Raw genomic sequence first — 18304 nt, 5'->3', positions numbered from 1 at the left:
TGCTGCTCCGGGATCGGTTTCAGGTCCCGGAGCGTTCAACTGGCGCGGATTACTTGCCGATGCTGGCCACGGCTTCCTTGGCCCGGGTCACCACTTCGGGGGGCAGGCTCACGTAGCCCAGTTCGGGGGCCAGCGACTGGGCCTTGGCCGAGAGGGTGTGCTCGAACACCTTCTGAAGCAGCGCGGTCTTGTCACCGTTGCCGCTCTTGTAGAGCAGGATCCAGGTGAAGGTCACGATCGGGTAGCCGGCGGCTGGATTGGGATCGCTGCCCACCAGATCCGGACCGATGTCGATCGAGCCCAGGGCGGCACTGGCGGTTTCGTTCGTCGGTTTGAGCATCTCACCGGTCTTGTTCTGCACGGCCGCCGCCTGCAGTTCCCCTTGCACGTAGGCGGTTTCCACGTAGCCGATGCCGCCGGGTGTCTGCTTCAAGGTGGCGGCAATGCCTTCATTTCCTTTGGCACCCACACCGGTGGGCCAGGCCACCGACTTGGCCGCCCCAGGTCCGTTTTTCCACTCGTCGCTGAAGGCCGCCAGGCTGTTGGTGAAGTTGTAGGTGGTGCCGGATCCATCGGAGCGGTGCACGATGGTGATCGGCTTGTCGGCGCAGCCCAGATCCTTGTAGTTCTTGATCTTGCCGAGGAACACTCCAACCACCTGTTCCTGGCTGAGCTTGAGATCACAACCCGGCAGGTTGTAGGCCACGGCGATGGCTCCCGCCGTCATCGGGACCTGAACCACTCCCCGCTCGACCTTGGCGATGTCCTTGTCCTTCATCGGGGCGTCGGAGGCGCCGAAATCAATGGTGCCCGCGACGAACTGACGCACACCAGCCCCTGATCCCACCGACTGGTAGTTGACGTTGATGCCCTCGCTGGCCAGATCCTGGAACCAGCGCTGATAGATCGAGGCCGGGAAGGAGGCTCCGGCTCCATTGAGGCTGCCGGTGAGACCGCCGCCGCCGCCGCTGCCTCCCCCGCAGGCGGAGAGGGCCAGGCTGAGCCCGAGCCCCAGGGCAGTCCCGATCGTGGCGAGGGAATTGGGCTGGCTTTGTTTCATGGTGGGGAGAGAACGCTTCGGGCCTGCAGTCACCCGGCGACGCTATCCAGCCAACTCCCCGAATACGTTAACGACAGGTAAGGGAACTTTCGATCTGCTCCACGGCCCACTGGGCTGAGGCCGGCGCCAGCAGGACACCGTTGCGATAGTGACCGCACAGCAGCAGCAGTCCTGGCTCCAGATGCTCCAGCAGCGGGGCTGGTCGGCCGATGGGCCTGGCACGCAGTCCCTGCAAGCGGCGGATCACTTCCGCCTCCCTCAGCCAGCCGCAGCCAGGGGCCTCGCCGGCCAGCTGCCGCATCGGCTCCAGCAACTGTGGGTCGGCGTGATCCCCCGGCTCCAGGGTCGCCCCCAGCCAGAGCCCCCCGCCGGGTCGGGGCACCAGGTTGAGGCCCTGCCACACCACAGGGCAGGGCCAGCGGATCGGCACGGAGGTCGCCAGCTCCAGGCACTGGCCCAGTACAGGCTGGTGCGGTCGCTGGTGCCCCAGGGGTGCCAGCAGCCCCTCGCTGGCCAGGCCTGCTGCGACCACCACCCACTCGGCCTCCATGGCCTGCGCTGCTGAGAGGCCGTGCACTCTCCAGCCTGTCGGCTGCCGCTCCAGCCCCACCACCAGGTCGCTGACCAGCTCCAGGCCCTGCTGCAGGCCATCACGGCGAAAGGCGTCCATGGCGGCCAGGGGATCCAGCTGTCCGTCCTGGGCGGAATGGAGGCCGCCCAGGCTGCTCTCGGCATCACCCAGACCCAGGTCCTGCAGCCGCGAAGGCTCCCACCAGCTCAGAGGCAGGCCGAGGGCCTGGCGTTCCTCCAGCAGCTGCCGCAGCCGCTCGGTGTCGCCGGTGTCCCTGGCCAACAGCAGCAAGCCCGCCTGGAAGGGGATGGGGCAGCCACGCCCGCTCAGCTCCTGGCGCCATTGAGTCCAGAGGCTCAGGGAGGTCTGGCGCAGGCGCCAGGCGCGGCCCCTGCTGCGCTGGAACACCTGGGCCATCAGCACCCCCAGGGCCGCGGCACTGCCGCTGCGGGACTCCTGCGGATGCGGCCCGTCGGCGTCCGGGGCGATCAGCCGCACCCGATGGCCGCGGCACTGCAGCAGCCAGGCCGTCGCCAGGGCGACGATGCCGCCGCCGATGACAACCACTGAGCTGGGAACGGCCAGAGTCTTCGTTGCCGCCTGGCCGGGGCTCAGGCTGCAGAGCCGCTGGGCAGGGCGGCAGCGGGGAGCACCTCGGCGTAAGAGCCGAAACCGCTGGCCACTTTGATGTAACCCTTGCGCAGCCGTTCTCCGTCCTGGAGGCGGGCGGCCTCATCGAGCTCGGCGAGGGCGCTCTTGAGCTGTTTGGCCAGGGCCGTGGCCCTGGCGCGGTCGGCGGGAAGGAGGCGCTGGTTGATGTAAAGCATTTCGCGACCCACTTCCTGCATCGGGCCGTGAATCAGGTTGCGGGTGAACACCCAGTTCTTCTCGTTCACCAGTGACGCCAGCTCGGGCAGACGGTCCTTGGCGGCAAGGAATCCCTCGGCCTGCCGCTGGATGATCGCCATGTCGGCGGGGCCGATGCTCGGGGGTTTCTTGGCCTGGCCGCCATCGCAGGCCACCAATCCGAAGCTGAGCAAGACGGCGAGTGCCCCAAGGGCCAGCCGCCTCAGCGAATGACGAAGGGTGGAAGCCAGCTGAGCGGCCATGGTGAACACCGAAGTCTGGCGCGACTGTACGCCGCACCAGCATGGCCGTCTGCCCTGCTGGCGACTGGCCTGGGGAGTGCCGGGCACAATGCCCTTCGAGACAGGCCCCGGTGCCGATGAGCGTGCCCACAGCGATTCTGCAGGTGATCTGCCCCGACCGTCCCGGTCTGGTCAGTGCGCTCTCCGGCTGGGTGGCGGCCAACGGCGGCAACATCCGCCATGCCGATCACCACACCGACGCCGGCGCCGGGCTGTTTCTCAGCCGGATCGAGTGGCAGCTGGAGGGTTTCGGACTGCCGCGGGAGGCGGTGGCGCCGGCGGTGACGGCCCTGGCGGAGCGGCTCGGTGGCGTGGGCCAGCTGCACTTCTCCGACGCCGCAGCGCGGGTGGCGATCTTCGTGAGCAAGCAGGATCACTGCCTGGTGGATCTGCTCTGGCGAACCCGGGCCGGGGAGTTGCCGATGCAGGTGCCGCTGGTGATCTCCAATCACCCCGATCTCCAGGCCCTGGCCGAGGATTTCGGCGCACACTTCGTTCATCTGCCGGTGCTGCCCGCCTCGAAGCAGGAAGCTGAGGGGGCGCAGTTGCAGCTGCTCGACGACCACGGCATCGAGCTGGTGGTGCTCGCCAAGTACATGCAGGTGCTCAGCCCCGATTTCCTGGCCCGCTTTCCGGCGGTGATCAACATTCACCATTCCTTCCTGCCGGCCTTCAAGGGGGCTCAGCCCTATCACCGGGCCTGGGAGCGGGGCGTGAAGCTGATCGGGGCCACGGCCCACTATGTGACCGAGGATCTCGACGGCGGACCGATCATCGAGCAGGCCACCGTGCCCGTCAGCCACCGGGACGAAGTGGACGACCTGATCCGCAAGGGGCGGGACATGGAGCGGCTGGCCCTGGCCCGGGCCCTGCGCCTGCACCTGCGCCGCCAGGTGATGGTCTACCGGGGTCGCACTGCCGTGTTCTCGTGAGGCAGGAGTGGCTGCGGCGCCTTGATGCGGCCAGGCCCGAGGGTGCCTTGCCCCTGGGTTGGCGATGTTTTCAGCTGGGCTTGCTGCTACTGGCCAGTTCGGCCCTGCTGGCCGGAATGCTCCTGCTGGTGGCCCTGATCCTTGGCTGCCGCCAGCGCCTGCCCTGGTGGCGGGATCGGGTCAACCAGGTGCTGCTGCTGGTGTCGGTCCTGATGGTGCTGGGCTGTTTCACCGCCTCCAGCGGCTGGCTGGCCTGGGTGGGTCTGGCCAACTGGCTGCCCTTCTTCTGGGCGTTCTGGGGGTTTCAGCCCTACCTCGCCTCGGCCCCGGCCCGCCGCCGGGTGGCCCTCTGGCTGGTGGCCGGCACCGTGCCTGTGATCGTCACCGGCCTGGGGCAACTGTTCTGGGGCTGGAGCGGGCCGTTCCAGATCCTGGGGGGAGCGATCATCTGGCACCTCAAAGCCGGTGGTAACCCTCCCGGGCGCCTCGCCGGTCTGTTCGACTACGCCAACATCGCCGGAGCCTGGCTGGCCCTGGCCTGGCCCTTTGCCCTGGCGGCCCTGCTGCAGCGACCTCAGCCGTGGCGGAAGCGCCTGCCGGCGTTGCTGATCACCGTGGGCCTTGTGGCCGCTATGGCCCTCACCGACTCCCGCAACGCCTGGGGGGCCCTGGTGCTGGCGCTCCCCTTGGTGGCGGGCCCGGCCCGCTGGATCTGGTTGCTTCCCCTCCTGTTGCTTCTGTTGATTCCCGTGGGCCTGGCCAGCCTGCCGGGAGTGCCGCTGGTGCTGCAGGCCCCGGCCAGGGCCCTGGTTCCCGGTGTGATCTGGGAGCGGCTGAGCGATCTGGAGTTCGCCGGTCGCCGGCCCCTGGCCATCACCCGGGTCAACCAGTGGGGGGTGGCCGTGCAGCTGGTGGCGGAACGTCCCTGGCTCGGTTGGGGCGCCGCCGCCTTCAGTGTGATCTACCCCCTGCGCACAGCCGGCATCTGGCATGGTCATCCCCACAACCTGCCGATCGACCTGGCGGTCAGCCATGGAGTTCTGGTGGCGGTGTTGCTGGTGGGACTGGTCCTGGCGCTGCAGATTCAGGCGGCCCGCCGCGGCATGGCCAGCGGCGCTTTGTTCGAGCGGGCCTGGTGGGCAGCCTTCCTGGTGCTGATGGCGCTCCACGCCACCGACATCCCCCTCTACGACAGCCGCATCAACATCGCCGGCTGGGTGCTGCTCTGCGGGCTGCGCGCCTATTCCCTCAGCCCGGAGCCGCGCAGGCGGGCCTGACCCCGGCGACCGCCAGGGCCTCCTGGCGGTGACGGGCCAGGGTGGTCTTGGGCAGGGGTCCCTCCAGGTGCTCCCAGGGCAGCACCCGCTCCGGGTCCCAGACGCCATGAGTCGTGTCCTGCCACGAAGGAAGTGGCGGCAGGCTCCCCTCCTCCTGCTCGCAGACGCTGCGGTAGGCGGCCTTCCAGCCGCCCTGGCTGTCGTGGCGGCCGCGCACGGCGATGATCACGGCGGCCAGGCGCCGGTCGCTGCGGGAGAGCAGGGCCTGGATCACGCTCCAGCCGTAGCTCTCGGGCCGCAGCTCGATCCCCTTCGGCTTGAGCCTCTTGGCCAGCCTCTTCAGGCGCTTCTCCGCCTCGGGCCGCACCGGTTCCCACTGGAACGGTGTATGGGCCTTGGGCACGAAGCTGCTCACCCCCAGGCTCAGGCGCAGGCCGGGGGTGGCCTTCTTCAGCGCCAGCAGCAGATCGGCGGTGGCTTCGATGTCCTCGTCGCACTCTGTGGGTAATCCCACCATGCCGTAGAGCTTCAGGCCCGTGAGGCCCCCCTCCTTTGCATAGCGGGCGGCCGCGAAGATCTCCTCGCTGCTGAGCTTCTTGTTCACCACCTCGCGCATGCGCTGGCTGCCGCTTTCAATCGCGATCGTGAGCGATTTGCTGCCCCGCTTGGCCAGGATCCGGGCCAGTTGGGGGGTCACCGTGGCGGCCCGCACCGAGCTGACGCTCACCCGGGTGTCCTCGAAGCGGTCCTGGTCGAGCCAGCTCAGCAGGTCGTCGAACTGGGGGTGCTGGGTCACCGAGGCCCCCAGCAATCCCAGCCGGCGGGTGGCCCCCAGACCCGCTTCCACAGCGGGAATCAGGCCGTCGTCCAGCGACGGGGTTCGAAAGGGCAGGGTGAGGTAGCTGGCCAGGCAGAAGCGGCAGAGTTCGGGGCAGCTGCGCACCACCTCGACCATGTGGATCGAGGGCCAGGCCGCCTCGGGGGTGATCACCATGGAGTGGCTGAGGGTGTTTCCTCGCCAGGTCTGCTTGGCCACGGTCGCCGGGACGCCCGCCTCTGTTGGCTCGACGCCTAACAGCCGGCCATCGGAGCTGTAGCGGGGGGCGTAGAGCGCTGGCACGTACACACCCGGCACCCGGGCCAGGGCGCGCAGCCGCTCGGCTCTCGGAGCCTGCCGCTGGGCGATCACCTCCTCCACGAAGTCGGGCAACAGCTGTTCGCCGTCGCCCAGCAGGATGGCGTCGAAGAAGGGGGCCAGGGGCTCGGGGTTGGCGGTGAGCACCGGCCCGCCCCCGAAGACGATCGGATCGTCTTCACCCCGCTGCTGGCTCCAGAGCGGAATGCGCTGCTGCTCCAGCAGGTCCAGCAGCACCGGCCCATCCAGTTCCCAGCTGAGCGAGAGCCCGAACAGGTCGCAGTGCCGGTGGGGGGGGTCGCCCCGGTCGGTGAACAGACGTCGCACGTCCAGGTCGGACCGCCGCGCCAGGGTTGCCCAGACCACCTGAAAACCGAGGCTGGTGATGCCCACTGAGTAGGTGCTGGGGAAGGCCAGCACGGTGCGCAGCGCATGGGCGGCCGGTTGGGCAGGCTCGAACAGCAGGGTCTCCTGGTCCAGGGAAAGGTCATCGGTGCAGTGACCCCAGGCTGTCACCCCTGGGGACTGGCCGTTGCTCAGGGGGTCTTGAGCCCGTTCAGCAGGCCCATCAGGCCGGTGATGGCTCCACTGCCGCTCTCGGCGGTGGGGGGAGTGGCGCCGCCGAAGGTGCTGATCACCTGTTGGGCTGCGGCCTCGATGGCGGGCCACTTGTCGCCCGCCAGGGGTTGGATCAGGGGCCCCACCTTCTTGAAGACCCCCTCAAACCCGCCCATGGTGACCATGGCGGCCTGCATGTCGCCCGCCTTGATCTGGCGTTCGCCTTTGTTGAGGATGTCCATCAGGGGAGCGAGGGCCGGGGTCACGGCGGTTCTGGCGGCATCACCGGCCGCCTGCTTGGCCGCATCCCCCATGCCGTCACCAGCCTGCTTCATGCCGTCCTTCGGGCCTTGGCAGCTGGTGAGCAGCAGCGAGGCCAGGATCACCCCACTCCAGGCGGAGCGGGTCCAGAGACGTGTGGTGTTCATGGTGGAGGAGCAGACGGTCCTCAAGGTATGCAGCGAAATCAGCAGCGTCCGATGACACGCCAGTTTGTAACTTGAGCTACAAAAGTGCCGGTTGGGGCTTCGCGCGCCTCAGAGCGGCCGCGGCCGCAGCGGCACCGACAGCACCGACAGCCCGCCGACGCCCTTGCCGCTGGCGCTGCGGGGGGGGGGCGGAGGGATCAACCGCTGGAAGATCGACTGGCGATGCAGCAACCGGGCCACCACGAGGCTGCCCAGGCTGGCCACCAGCACGGGCTTGAGCAGCAGCAGCTCCTTGGTGAGGGCGAAGGTCAGGAAGGTGGCCGTCATCGGCGTGCGCGCGCAGGCGGTCATGAAGGCCGCCATCCCGGCGAAGATCGTGGTGTTCGGGGCGCTGATCCCCACCTGCTCCATCATCCCGGCCGCCGCTAGGCCCAGGGCGCCTCCGAGGGTGAGCATCGGCGCGAACAGTCCGCCGGGGGTGCCTGCGGCGGCCGCCAGACCCGTGCTCACGAACAGCACAAGAAAGATGGCCAGGGCTTTGCTGATGTCAATGTCGCCCTCCGCCACGGCCTGGCGGATGCCGGCACGGTTGATGAAATCGGCTGGCAGCAGGGCGTCGACGACCCCGAGCACCACCCCGGCCGCGGCCATGGCCCCAGCCAGGGGTATGCCCAGTTGGCGCCGCCAGTTGTGCAGCCTGACCACGAAGCGGCAGTAGGTCTCCGCTCCCGCCGCCACCAGGGCCCCGACCACGAACAGCACCAACAGATCCAGTGGCAGCACCTCCACATAGGTGGTGACCTGCCGCTCGAGGACGAAGCCCCGGCCCAGATTCCAGCCGGTGCTGTGCATCCCCAGCCCGGCCAGGCCGAGCAGATCGGCCCAGGTGTCGGCCCAGAAGGTGGTGACCAGCACCAGCAGCATCACCACGGGCCGTGCCCCCTGCAGCAGTTCCTCGAGGGTGTACAAGAAGCCGCCGATCGGCGCATTGAACACCGCGGCGATGCCGGCGCCGCCGCCGGCCGCCACGATCATGCGACGAAAGGCGTTGGGTGCCTTGAGCAGGCGGGCCATCACCCAGCCCACGGAGCTGCCCATCTGGATCGAGGGGCCGGAGGGGCCAAGCGGAAAACCGCTGCCGATGGCCACGATTCCCGCCACCAGCTTCACCGCCGCCACCTCGAAGCCCATCGGGATCGGCCGCCCGCGCAGGAACTGCATCACCTGGGGGATCCCCGAGCCCTGGGCTGCAGGGGCGCCGATCTGCACCAGCAGGCCGGCGATCAGGCCGCCGGCGCCGCTGATGGCCGGCAGCAGCAGCCAGTCGGGGCCCAGCGCGAGCATGCGCAGGCGCAGGCGCCCCAGCCCATCAAGCCCCAGCTTGAACAGCAGGGCCGCGGTGGCGGCCCCCAGTCCGGTGACCACCAGCGCCAGGATCACCTTGAGCCAGTGCTCCTCCAGCATCCGCCGGATGGTGGAGGTGGTCAGCCGCTCTTTCTGGGGTTGGACCAGGGTGGGGGCGTGGCGCTCCGTGTTCAGGGTCAGACCTCCGCCAGCACCCTGGCCTCCTCTTCGCTGCTCACCACCCGGCCCTGGTTCTCGAAGCCCTCGATCTGATCGAAGTTGAGGTAGCGGTAGAGCTGGCCTGAGAGGGGATCGATCTTGGCTGCGGCGATCTCCAGATACTCGGCTGGGGTGGGGATGTGGCCCAGCAGGGCGCAGACCGCCGCCAGCTCGGCGCTGCCCAGGTACACCTGGGCGCCATTGCCGAGGCGGTTGTTGAAGTTGCGGGTGCTGGTGGAGAACACGGTGGTGTTGTCGTCGACGCGCGCCTGGTTGCCCATGCACAGGGAGCAGCCGGGCAGCTCCATGCGGGCGCCGGCGGCCTCGAACTTGGAGGTGTACCCCTCGGCGCGCAGCACCTCGTCGTCCATGCGGGTGGGGGGGCACACCCAGAGCTTGGCGGCGCTGGTGCCCGCCCCATCCAGCACGGTGGCGGCGGCGCGGTAGTGGCCGATGTTGGTCATGCAGGAACCGATGAACACCTCATCGATCCGGTCCCCGGCCACCTCCGAGAGCAGCTTGACGTTGTCGGGATCGTTGGGGCAGGCCAGCACAGGTTCGGTGAGTTCATCGAGGTTGATCTCGATGATTTCGGCGTACTCGGCGTCGGCATCCGCGGCCATCAGCTGGGGATCGGCCAGCCAGGCCTCCATCGCCTGGATGCGCCGGGCCATCGTGCGCTCATCGTGATAGCCGCGGGCGATCATGTTCTTGAGCAGCGCCACGTTGCTGCGCAGGTATTCGGCCACCGTGGCTTCCGAGAGCTTGATCGTGCAGCCGGCACAGGAGCGTTCGGCGGTGGCGTCGGTGAGCTCGAACGCCTGCTCCAGCTTGAGATCGGGCAGCCCTTCGATCTCCATGATCCGGCCGGAGAACACGTTGATCTTGCCCGCCTTCGCCACGGTGAGCAGGCCCTTCTGGATCGCCACCCAGGGGATCGCATTCACCACATCGCGCAGGGTGACGCCGGGCTGAAGCGAACCGGAGAAGCGCACCAGCACCGATTCGGGCATGTCGAGCGGCATGGCGCCGATGGCGGCGGCGAAGGCCACCAGGCCCGAGCCCGCCGGGAAGGAGATGCCGAGGGGGAAGCGGGTGTGGCTGTCGCCGCCGGTGCCCACGGTGTCTGGCAACAGCATGCGGTTGAGCCAGCTGTGGATGATCCCGTCGCCGGGGCGCAGAGCCACACCGCCCCTGGAGCTGATGAAATCGGGCAGCTCCGCGTGGGTTTTCAGGTCCACCGGCTTGGGGTAGGCAGCGGTGTGACAGAAGCTCTGCAGCACCAGATCGGCGGAGAAGCCGAGGCAGGCCAGCTCCTTCATCTCATCGCGGGTCATCGGCCCGGTGGTGTCCTGGGAGCCCACGGTGGTCATCAGGGGCTCGCAGCTGGTGCCGGGGCGCACGCCCGGCAAGCCGCAGGCCTTGCCCACCATCTTCTGGGCCAGGGTGAAGCCCTTGCCGGTGTCGGCCGGGGCCGCGGGGCGGATGAAGAGCTCCGAGGGCGCCAGGCCCAGCTGGGTCCGCACCTTGTCGGTGAGCGAGCGGCCGATCAGCAGGGGGATGCGGCCGCCGGCGCGCACCTCATCGGCGATGGTGCTCGGCTTCAGCTCGAAGCGGGCCACCACCTCACCGGCGCCTGCTTCGCCGGCGGCCCGCTCGATCGTGCCGGCGTAGGGGCGGATCGTGATCACATCGCCCGAGTTCAGCGCTGCCACATCGCACTCGATCGGCAGGGCGCCGGAATCCTCGGCGGTGTTGAAGAAGATCGGCGCGATCTTGCCCCCCAGGATCACGCCGCCGCCGCGCTTGTTGGGCACATGGGGGATGTCGGTGCCGGTGTGCCAGAGCACGGAGTTGATCGCCGACTTGCGTGAGCTGCCGGTGCCCACCACATCGCCCACATAAGCCACGGGATGGCCCTTGCCCTTGAGCTCGGCGATCAGCTCCAGGCCTCCCGGCATCCGGGTTTCCAGCATCGCCATGGCGTGCAGGGGGATGTCGGGGCGGGTGGTGGCGTGGGTGGCCGGGGAGAGGTCGTCGGTGTTGGTTTCCCCCTCCACTTTGAACACCGTGACGGTGATTTCGGCGGGCAGCGCGGGTTTGGCGGTGAACCATTCAGCGGCGGCCCAGGACTCCACCACCTGCTTCGCCCAGGGGTTGCTGGCCGCCAGGTCCAGCACGTCGTGGAAGGAGTCGTAGACGAGCAGGGTGCGGCTGAGGCCGCTGGCCGCTTCGGCGGCGATGGTGGCATCGCCGTGGCCGAGCAGGCTGATCAGGGCGCCGACGTTGTAGCCGCCGATCATGGTGGCCAGCAGCCGAGTGGCCTCAATCGGGCTCACCAGGGGGCTCGCGCTCAGCCCCTGGGCGATGGCACTCAACCAGCTGGCTTTGACGTAGGCGGCTTCATCCACTCCCGGCGGGATGCGTTCACTGAGCAGATCGAGCAGGAAGGCCTCCTCACCGGCGGGAGGTTGCTCCAGCAGCTGGGTGAGGGCCTGAACCTCAGGGGCGGTCAGGGGCAGGGGCGGTACGCCCAGGGCTGCACGCTCCGCCTCCGCCTGGCGGTAGCTGACCAGCAGGTCGGTGACACTCTCTGAAGAGGGCATGGCGAAACGATGGAGTTGAGCCCATTGTTTCTGGCCGAGTGCCCCTCCTCAGTCACCGTCGCTGCCAAAGATGCTGCGAAGGGAGTCTCTAGGGTGTGAGATTGGCCCCCGGTTCACGACCGCTCCCGGCATGCTCACCACCTCCGACCTCCACATCGTGGAGACACGGCCGCTGGTGGCACCGGCGGTTCTCCATCGCGAACTGCCCCTGAGCCAGACGGCGGCCCGCACCGTGCTTGACGCCCGTGAGCGGATCAAGGCGATTCTGCATGGGCAGGATTCCCGCCTGCTGGTGATCGTCGGTCCCTGCTCGGTGCACGACGTGGAGGCCGCCAGAGCCTATGCCGATGCCATCGCCGAGGTGCGTGAGCGCCACCGCGACCAGCTGGAGGTGGTGATGCGGGTGTACTTCGAGAAGCCCCGCACCACCGTGGGCTGGAAGGGCCTGATCAACGATCCCCACCTCGACGGCAGCTACGACATCAACACCGGCCTGCGCCTGGCGCGGGGCCTGCTGGTGCACCTGGCCGAGATGGGGCTGCCCGCCGCAACCGAGCTGCTCGATCCGGTGGTGCCCCAGTACATCGCCGACCTGATCGGCTGGACAGCGATCGGGGCGCGCACCACCGAAAGCCAGACCCACCGGGAGATGGCCTCGGGCCTGTCGATGCCGATCGGCTTCAAGAACGGCACCGACGGCAGCGCCGTCACGGCCATCCATGCCATGCAGGCCGCCTCCAAGCCCCACCATTTCCTGGGCATCAGCCAGCTGGGCCATGCCGCGATCGTCTCCACCACCGGCAACCCCGATGGCCATCTGGTGCTGCGCGGCGGTAAGGGAGGCACCAATTACCACCCGGAGGCGATCGAGCAGGCGGCCCTTGCGCTGCAGAAGGAGGGTCTCCCGGCGAGGCTGATGGTCGACTGCAGTCACGGCAACTCCAACAAGGACTACCGGCGCCAGGGGGAGGTGCTCGCCGAGGTGGCCGGCCAGGTGCGCGGTGGGTCCAGCCATGTGATGGGGGTGATGATCGAAAGTCACCTGGTGGCCGGCAATCAGAAGATCCCAGCCGATCTGAGCCAGCTCGCTTACGGCCAGAGCATCACCGATGCCTGCATCGACCTGGAGACCACCCGCACGGTCCTTGACGGTCTGGCCGAAGCCGTGGCAGAGGCCCAGGCCGCCAACCTGGCGCCGGTCTGATTGGATTAGTTCTGGCACTCCCAGAGTGAGACTGCCAGAATCATGCTTTGCAACGGGATGTTCCTGTTGAACAGTTGATTCTGGCTGGGCCACTAAGTTGCCATCGTTGAGGCATCCGGTGATGCATCAGGAGGTCACGCAATGTCCTATCTCCTCCAGTTCTGCGGCTTGAGCGAACCCCTCCAGCTGTTCTATCTCGAGCAGAGTGGCGCTTCCAAAGAATTCAACGGGCCGGTGTTCGCTGGCTTCCGACCCTTCCAGCTCGATGATCTGCTCGGCTGGGCCCTGGGTTCAGCCCGCCAGCGGGGCTGGGATCCCGAGGGCATTCAGACCACGGTGCTCCAGGCCTGGATGGAGCGGGCCGAGTTGATTCGCCAGTGGCAGCTGCGTCTCAAGGCCGAGCCCAGCGATCGCCTGGTGGTGGCAGGTCTCGGCACCCCCACCGACTGGCAGCGCCGCTGCGAGGGGATGCTCAGGGCCTGAGTGTCAGCCAGCTCCAGAGCAGGCCCGTGGCCACGGGAACGCTGAGGTTGTCGAGCCCGAGCACGGCGACCTGCTCCAGCAGGGTGGCCCCCAGGCTGATCAGCACCAGGACGGCTGGGGTGGGCCCGGAGCCCCCCAGCTGGCGCAGCAGCAGCAGCACCATCAGGGCCATGCCAGCCATGGCTGTGGTGCCCACCACCGATTTGCGCTGTCCCAGGATCAGCCAGCTCGGTGAAGGGATCAGGGGTCCCAGCAGTCCGGCGAGGCCATCCCCCAGGGCCATCACCAGCACTCCCGCCACCACGGCCTGGGGCTGGGTCGGCCAGAACAGCGCCAGCAGCAGGGTGATCGCGGCGCCGTAGGCCACCGTTCCATAGCTGTGGCGACCGACGTCCTCGATGGCCGGCAGCAGGCGGTAACGGTGGTTCAGGGCCGCCAGCAGGGTGACCAGGGCCGCCGCCGGCAGGGCGATCCAGCGATCGATCCCTGCAGCCCAGGCGATCAGCACCACCGGTCCGGTGCCGATGTGCAGCAGTTTGCGACTCCACTCGGGTTGATCGGGCCAGCGCCGTCGCGCCCAAAGCGCCAGGCCCAGCACAGCAGCCAGCCACAGCAGCACCAAAGCCACTCCCATCAAGGGTTGACTCCCAGCAGGCGGGACCAGACTGGCAGCAGCCCTGGCTCAGGCAGCCTGCTGCAGGTTGCTCATCAGCCGCAGTTTCATGATCGCCTTGGCTTCAAGCTGGCGCACACGCTCGCGCGAGACGTTGATCTTGCGGCCGATCTCAGCGAGGGTGAGTGGCTCTTTGCCCTCCAGTCCGAAGCGCAGCCGCAGGATCTCCTGCTCACGCTCATTGAGCTGGGAGAGCCAGGTGCCGAGGTGTTCCTTCTGGATCGAGCGGTCCATGTGATCCATGGGCTCGGTGCTGGCCGGATCGGCGATCAGCTCGCCCAGGGTGCTGCGATCTTCCTCGCCCCTGGCGTGGGCGTCGAGGGAGGCGCAGGGGGCGCTCTGGGAAATCAGATCCTCCAGATCCTTGATGTCCATGCCCATGGCATGGGACAGCTCCAGCCGGTTGGGCTGGCGGCCGAAGCGGTGCGAGAGCTCCCGGGTGATGCGGCGCATCTTCGAGAGTTTTTCGCTCACATGAATCGGCAGGCGAATCGTGCGGGCGCTGTTGTCGATGGCCCGGGTCATGCCCTGGCGAATCCACCAGTAGGCATAGGTGGAGAACTTGTAGCCCATGGCGGGATCGAATTTGTCGACGGCTCGCTCAAGGCCGATCGCTCCTTCCTGGACGAGATCGAGCAGCTCCAGCCCCTGGTTCTGGTACTTCTTGGCCACACTCACCACCAGACGCAGGTTTGCGGCCATCATGCGGTCGCGGGCACGGCCTCCCATGCGGATCTGATGACGCTGGCGGGGGGTGAGTGAGGCGTCGGGTAATTCCAGCAGGAGCTTCATCGCCTGCACGTGGTGAGCCAGCTCAATCTCTTCGGCTGCGGTCAGCAGGGGAACCCGGCCGATATTGCTCAGATACCAACCGATGGAATCGGCGCTGAGCCGACCGCCTCCGGTTTTGGGCTGGGCCACCCGTGCCGCTGGCTTCGCTTTCTTGGAAGCGAGGCCTGTGGCAGGGGTGGATTGCAAAGGTGTCCCCATCACCCCAGCCTCCGGATGTGTTGTGCGCGGAATGTAGCAGGGTCGGGAGGTTGGCTGCTGTATGAATCCGAAAATTCCCTAAAGGAGGAAAGCCACTTTTCTTCATTGAGTTATCCATGATGCCAATTTTGCAACTGGTGTAGGCATCGCTACACCAGTTGCAAAGCCGGGGCCGCGAACGCTCAGGCCTGGGCTGTCAGACCCGTGCGCCACTGCTTGATCAGATCGAGCTGGGCGCAGCGCGGCTCACCACTGGGTCGTCGCTGGATGAAGCTGCCGTCGCTCTGCATGTCCCAGGCCGCGCAGTTGTCGTTCTGGTAGGTGTCCAGGAGGCGCTCCAGCTGGCCGCGCAGCTGGGGATTCTTGATCGGCGTCACCGCTTCGACGCGGCGGTCGAGGTTGCGTGGCATCCAATCGGCGCTGCCGATGTACATCTCCGCCGCACCGGCATTGGCGAACCAGAACATCCGGGAGTGCTCGAGAAAGCGGCCGATGATGCTGATCACCTGGATCGTTTCGCTCACACCAGGCACCCCGGGTCTCAGGCAGCACATGCCACGGATCACCAGCTCGATCACCACCCCGGCCTGGGAGGCTTCATAGAGCAGGGCGATGATCGCTGGATCCACCAGGGCATTCATCTTCGCGCGGATGTGTCCGCCCTTGCCCTCGCGGGCATGGCTGATTTCCCGCTGGATCAGAGCTTCCATTCCCTTGCGCAGGGTGACCGGCGCCACCAGCAGACTGCGGAAGCTCTGCTGTTTCGAGAAGCCGGTGAGGTAGTTGAACAGCTCCACCAGATCCTGCCCCAGCTCCGGCTGGGCTGAGAGCAGGCCAATGTCGGTGTAGAGGCTGGAGGTTTTGGAGTTGTAGTTGCCGGTGCCGATGTGCACGTAGCTGCGCAGCCGTTCTTTTTCCTTGCGCACCACCAGCATGATCTTGGTGTGGGTCTTGAGGCCCAGCACGCCATAGACCACGTGAACGCCGGAGTGCTCCAGCTGGCGGGCCCACTGGATGTTGTTGTCCTCGTCGAAGCGCGCTTTGAGTTCCACCAGGGCCATCACCTGCTTGCCGTTCTCGGCGGCGCGGATCAGCGCCGCGATGATCGGCGAATCCTTTGAGGTGCGGTAAAGGGTCATCTTGATGGCCAGCACCGAGGGGTCGTCGGCGGCCTGGTTGATGAACTCCTCCACCGAGGTGGAGAAGAGGTCGTAGGGGTGTTGGAGCAACACATCGCTGCGGCGGATCGCCGCGAAGATGCTTTCGAACTCCTCCGCCTTGATCGAGCCATCCCCCAGGCGGCTCTTCTGCGCCCGGGCCAGGGCTGTGGCCGTGCGGCCCTGGTGGGGCTTGTCCTTGAGCTGGGGCAGGGGGATTGCCAGCAGGCGCATCAGGTCGTCAAGCCCAAGGGGCCCATTGATCCGGTAGAGGTCCGCCGGATCCACATCGGTGCCCTCCATCAGCAGATCCACCACCTCATCCGGCATCTCGTTGGCCACCTCGAGCCGCACCACCTCGCCACCGCGGCGGCGTTTGCGCAGGCCCTCCTGCAGGGCCTCCATCAGGTCGTCGGCCTCCAGGTCGCGCAGCTCCAGGTCGGCGTCGCGGGTGATGCGGAAGAAGTAATGCCCCTCGATCGTCATGCCGGGGAAGAGGAGCTGCAGGTTGAAGGCCACCACCTGTTCCAGGGGCACCACCGTGTACACGGGAGAGGGCTCGCGGGTGCAGAGCTCGGTGGGAATCTCGACGAAGCGCGGCAGGGTCTTGGTGGGCACCTTCACCCTGGCGAACTGCTGCTGCCCGGTGTCGGGATCGCGGATCAGGGCTGCCACGTTCAAGCTGAGGTTGCTCATGAACGGAAAGGGATGGGCCGGGTCCACCGCCAGGGGGGTGAGCACCGGGAAGATGGCGGTCTGGAAGTAGGTGTTGACCCAGGTCTTCTGCTGCTTGTTCAGGCGTTGGTAGTCGATCAGCTGAACGCCCTGATTGAAAAGCTCCTGTTTGAGGTGATGGCGGTAGTGGGCCTGCTGTTGCTCCAGCAGCGGACGCAGTTTCTGCTGGATCGCCTCCAGCTGCTGCCTGGGGGTGAGTCCGTCGTCGCTGAGGGTGGAGAGGCCCGCCTCCAGCTGCGACTTCAGGGACGCCACCCTGACCATGAAGAACTCATCGAGGTTGTTGCTGAAGATGGCGCTGAATTTCGCCTGCTCCAGCAATGGTGTGGTGGGGTCGAGGGCCTGAGCCAGCACGCGGCTGTTGAACGCGATCCAGCTCAGCTCGCGGTTGATGTAGAGCTCCGGTGCCACGACGGGTTCATTCATCACCTGATCCATGGCTGGGGCTGTGGGGGGGAAGGTAGCAATCAAGGGCTGGGAGGCACTGTCGCGGGCTTGCTTGCCGGGAGGCTGCTGAGGGGGCCACCTCCTGCCACCAGCAGGGCCACCACCAGGAACAGGGCGATGCCGGCCCAGAACGGGCTGGTCTTGCCCACCAGGTCATAGGCCAGACCCGCCAGAGGCGGGCCGATGAAACTGCCCAGGCTCTGCAGGCCCTGCAGGCTGCCCAGGGCCGCTCCCTGGCCGCTGTCATCCAGCCGGCGCGACACCTGGCTGCGCAGGCAGGGGGTGACCAGCCCGGTGCCGCAGGCCAGCAGGGCCAGGGCCGTGAACACCACCGGCAGAGCATTGGCCTCTGTGGCCAGGGGAATCAGCAGGCAGCCCGCCACCACCAGCCCCAGGCCGGCCAGGCTGAGGCGCCCTTCGCCGAAGCGTTGCACCAGCGGTCCGATCAGGCCGCCCTGCACCACCGTGGCCACCACGCCCACCACCAGGAAGGCCATGGCCGCCAGCTCCGGCCCCCAGCCGAACACCTGTTTGAAATAGAGCACCAGCACGGCGGTGAAGCCGTTGAAGCCGAGAAAGAACAGAAAGAAGGCCAGGCTGAGCCGCCGCACCCGGGGATTGCGAAACACGCGCATCAGCTGGCTGAGCGGGTTGAGCTCCCGCTTGCGGGGCAGGGCCAGGCGTGCGGCCGGGGGATGGGTTTCCGGCAGCACCGTGAGCACCAGCACCAGATTCACGGCCGCCACCGCCACGGCCAGCAGCAATGGCAGGGTCACATTCACCCCCGCCAGCAGCCCCCCCAGGGCCGGCCCGAGGATGAAACCGAGCCCGAAGGCCACGCCGATCAGCCCGAAGGCCTTGGCCCGCTTCTCCGGAGGGCTGATGTCAGCCAGCACGGCGCCTGCTGTGGCGGCGGTGCCGCCGCTGACCCCATCGATCAGCCGGGCGCCGAAGAGCAGAGGCAAGGGCCAGGCGCTGCCCGCCGGCCAGGGCAGGGACAGGGTCAGGGCAAAACCCCCCAGGCCCAGCACCGAGCCGGCCACGCAGCCGGCGATGACGGGTTTACGGCCGAAGCGGTCGCTGAGGGCTCCGATCAGGGGGGTGAACAGGAACTGGGCCAGGGCGTAACTGCCCGCCAGCAGGCCCAATGTGCGCCCGTCGCTGGTGAAACTCGCCAGCAGAAAGGGCAGCAGGGGAAAGACGATGCTTTCCCCCAGACGGTCGTTCAGCAGAGTCAGGAAGATGCAGAACCGCGTGGAAGGGCGCGACCAGCCCATGGCGACGACCCGCAACAGTGCCGTTACCTTCCCATGGGCGGCCGCACGATCCGATCGCCC

General features: G+C 67.6%; 15 protein-coding genes. 4 read left to right on the top strand and 11 right to left on the bottom strand.

The genetic code is table 11. The features are described from left to right. Positions 1-49: 49 nt before the first annotated feature. The 3 genes from pstS to psbQ form a co-directional block, all read right to left on the bottom strand. Positions 50-1060, bottom strand: coding sequence for a phosphate ABC transporter substrate-binding protein PstS (gene pstS / locus WH5701_RS12085; RefSeq protein ID WP_006172700.1), 1011 nt, complete (start codon positions 1058-1060; stop codon positions 50-52). A 67-nt stretch (positions 1061-1127) separates the two neighbouring features. Next, positions 1128-2198: an FAD-binding oxidoreductase gene (locus WH5701_RS12080; RefSeq protein WP_006172699.1), complete on the bottom strand. Its 1071-nt coding sequence runs from the start codon at positions 2196-2198 to the stop codon at positions 1128-1130. A gap of 44 nt (positions 2199-2242) precedes the next feature. Beyond that, positions 2243-2740, bottom strand: coding sequence for a photosystem II protein PsbQ (gene psbQ, locus WH5701_RS12075; RefSeq protein ID WP_037981376.1), 498 nt, complete (start codon positions 2738-2740; stop codon positions 2243-2245). Positions 2741-2856: 116 nt separating this feature from the next. Here psbQ and purU point away from each other — a divergent pair, with 116 nt between their 5' ends. Together purU and WH5701_RS12065 are read left to right on the top strand one after the other, a co-directional pair. Continuing rightward, complete coding sequence (purU, locus tag WH5701_RS12070) at positions 2857-3711, top strand: formyltetrahydrofolate deformylase (protein WP_006172697.1); 855 nt, start codon at positions 2857-2859, stop codon at positions 3709-3711. Next, a complete protein-coding gene (locus WH5701_RS12065) occupies positions 3708-4988 on the top strand; it encodes an O-antigen ligase (protein WP_006172696.1) in 1281 nt (426 codons plus the stop codon). The genes purU and WH5701_RS12065 overlap by 4 nt, the downstream gene beginning before the upstream one ends. Here the strand turns inward: WH5701_RS12065 and WH5701_RS12060 are convergent. From WH5701_RS12060 to acnB, 4 genes are all read right to left on the bottom strand, one after another. Continuing rightward, on the bottom strand, positions 4960-6543 hold the full coding sequence (locus WH5701_RS12060) for a radical SAM protein (protein WP_037981374.1): 1584 nt from the start codon (positions 6541-6543) through the stop codon (positions 4960-4962). The genes WH5701_RS12065 and WH5701_RS12060 overlap by 29 nt on opposite strands. A 116-nt stretch (positions 6544-6659) precedes the next feature. After that, on the bottom strand, positions 6660-7109 hold the full coding sequence (locus WH5701_RS12055; protein WP_006172694.1) for a hypothetical protein: 450 nt from the start codon (positions 7107-7109) through the stop codon (positions 6660-6662). A gap of 108 nt (positions 7110-7217) precedes the next feature. Then, positions 7218-8573 carry a ClC family H(+)/Cl(-) exchange transporter gene (locus WH5701_RS12050; protein WP_006172693.1) on the bottom strand — a complete coding sequence of 452 codons (1356 nt, stop codon included), beginning with the start codon at positions 8571-8573 and terminating at the stop codon, positions 7218-7220. 77 nt (positions 8574-8650) lie between these two features. Continuing rightward, positions 8651-11278, bottom strand: coding sequence for a bifunctional aconitate hydratase 2/2-methylisocitrate dehydratase (gene acnB, locus WH5701_RS12045; RefSeq protein WP_006172692.1), 2628 nt, complete (start codon positions 11276-11278; stop codon positions 8651-8653). A 130-nt stretch (positions 11279-11408) separates the two neighbouring features. On the opposite strand from acnB, the gene WH5701_RS12040 reads away from it, so the two are divergent. Next, a complete protein-coding gene (locus WH5701_RS12040) occupies positions 11409-12482 on the top strand; it encodes a 3-deoxy-7-phosphoheptulonate synthase (RefSeq protein WP_006172691.1) in 1074 nt (357 codons plus the stop codon). A 141-nt stretch (positions 12483-12623) separates the two neighbouring features. Beyond that, positions 12624-12965, top strand: a complete 342-nt coding sequence (locus tag WH5701_RS12035) for a hypothetical protein (RefSeq protein WP_006172690.1) — start codon at positions 12624-12626, stop codon at positions 12963-12965. Here WH5701_RS12035 and WH5701_RS12030 read toward each other — a convergent pair. The 4 genes from WH5701_RS12030 to WH5701_RS12015 all read right to left on the bottom strand — a co-directional run bounded on the left by WH5701_RS12030 (position 12955) and on the right by WH5701_RS12015 (position 18244). Then, entirely contained in the window at positions 12955-13599 is a 645-nt protein-coding gene (locus WH5701_RS12030; RefSeq protein WP_006172689.1) for a hypothetical protein, read from the bottom strand. The two genes, WH5701_RS12035 and WH5701_RS12030, sit on opposite strands and share 11 nt — an antisense overlap. A 48-nt stretch (positions 13600-13647) precedes the next feature. Further along, positions 13648-14628, bottom strand: a complete 981-nt coding sequence (locus WH5701_RS12025; protein WP_037981050.1) for an RpoD/SigA family RNA polymerase sigma factor — start codon at positions 14626-14628, stop codon at positions 13648-13650. 182 nt (positions 14629-14810) lie between these two features. After that, entirely contained in the window at positions 14811-16946 is a 2136-nt protein-coding gene (ppk1, locus tag WH5701_RS12020; RefSeq protein ID WP_037981367.1) for a polyphosphate kinase 1, read from the bottom strand. Between the two features lie 41 nt (positions 16947-16987). After that, positions 16988-18244 carry an MFS transporter gene (locus WH5701_RS12015; protein ID WP_006172686.1) on the bottom strand — a complete coding sequence of 419 codons (1257 nt, stop codon included), beginning with the start codon at positions 18242-18244 and terminating at the stop codon, positions 16988-16990. Positions 18245-18304: the final 60 nt, after the last annotated feature.

The organism is Synechococcus sp. WH 5701 (genome assembly GCF_000153045.1).
Classification (GTDB): domain Bacteria; phylum Cyanobacteriota; class Cyanobacteriia; order PCC-6307; family Cyanobiaceae; genus Regnicoccus_A; species Regnicoccus_A antarcticus.
The sequence above is the reverse complement of the archived record's forward strand: the minus strand, read 5'-3'. Positions and strand labels throughout refer to the sequence as shown.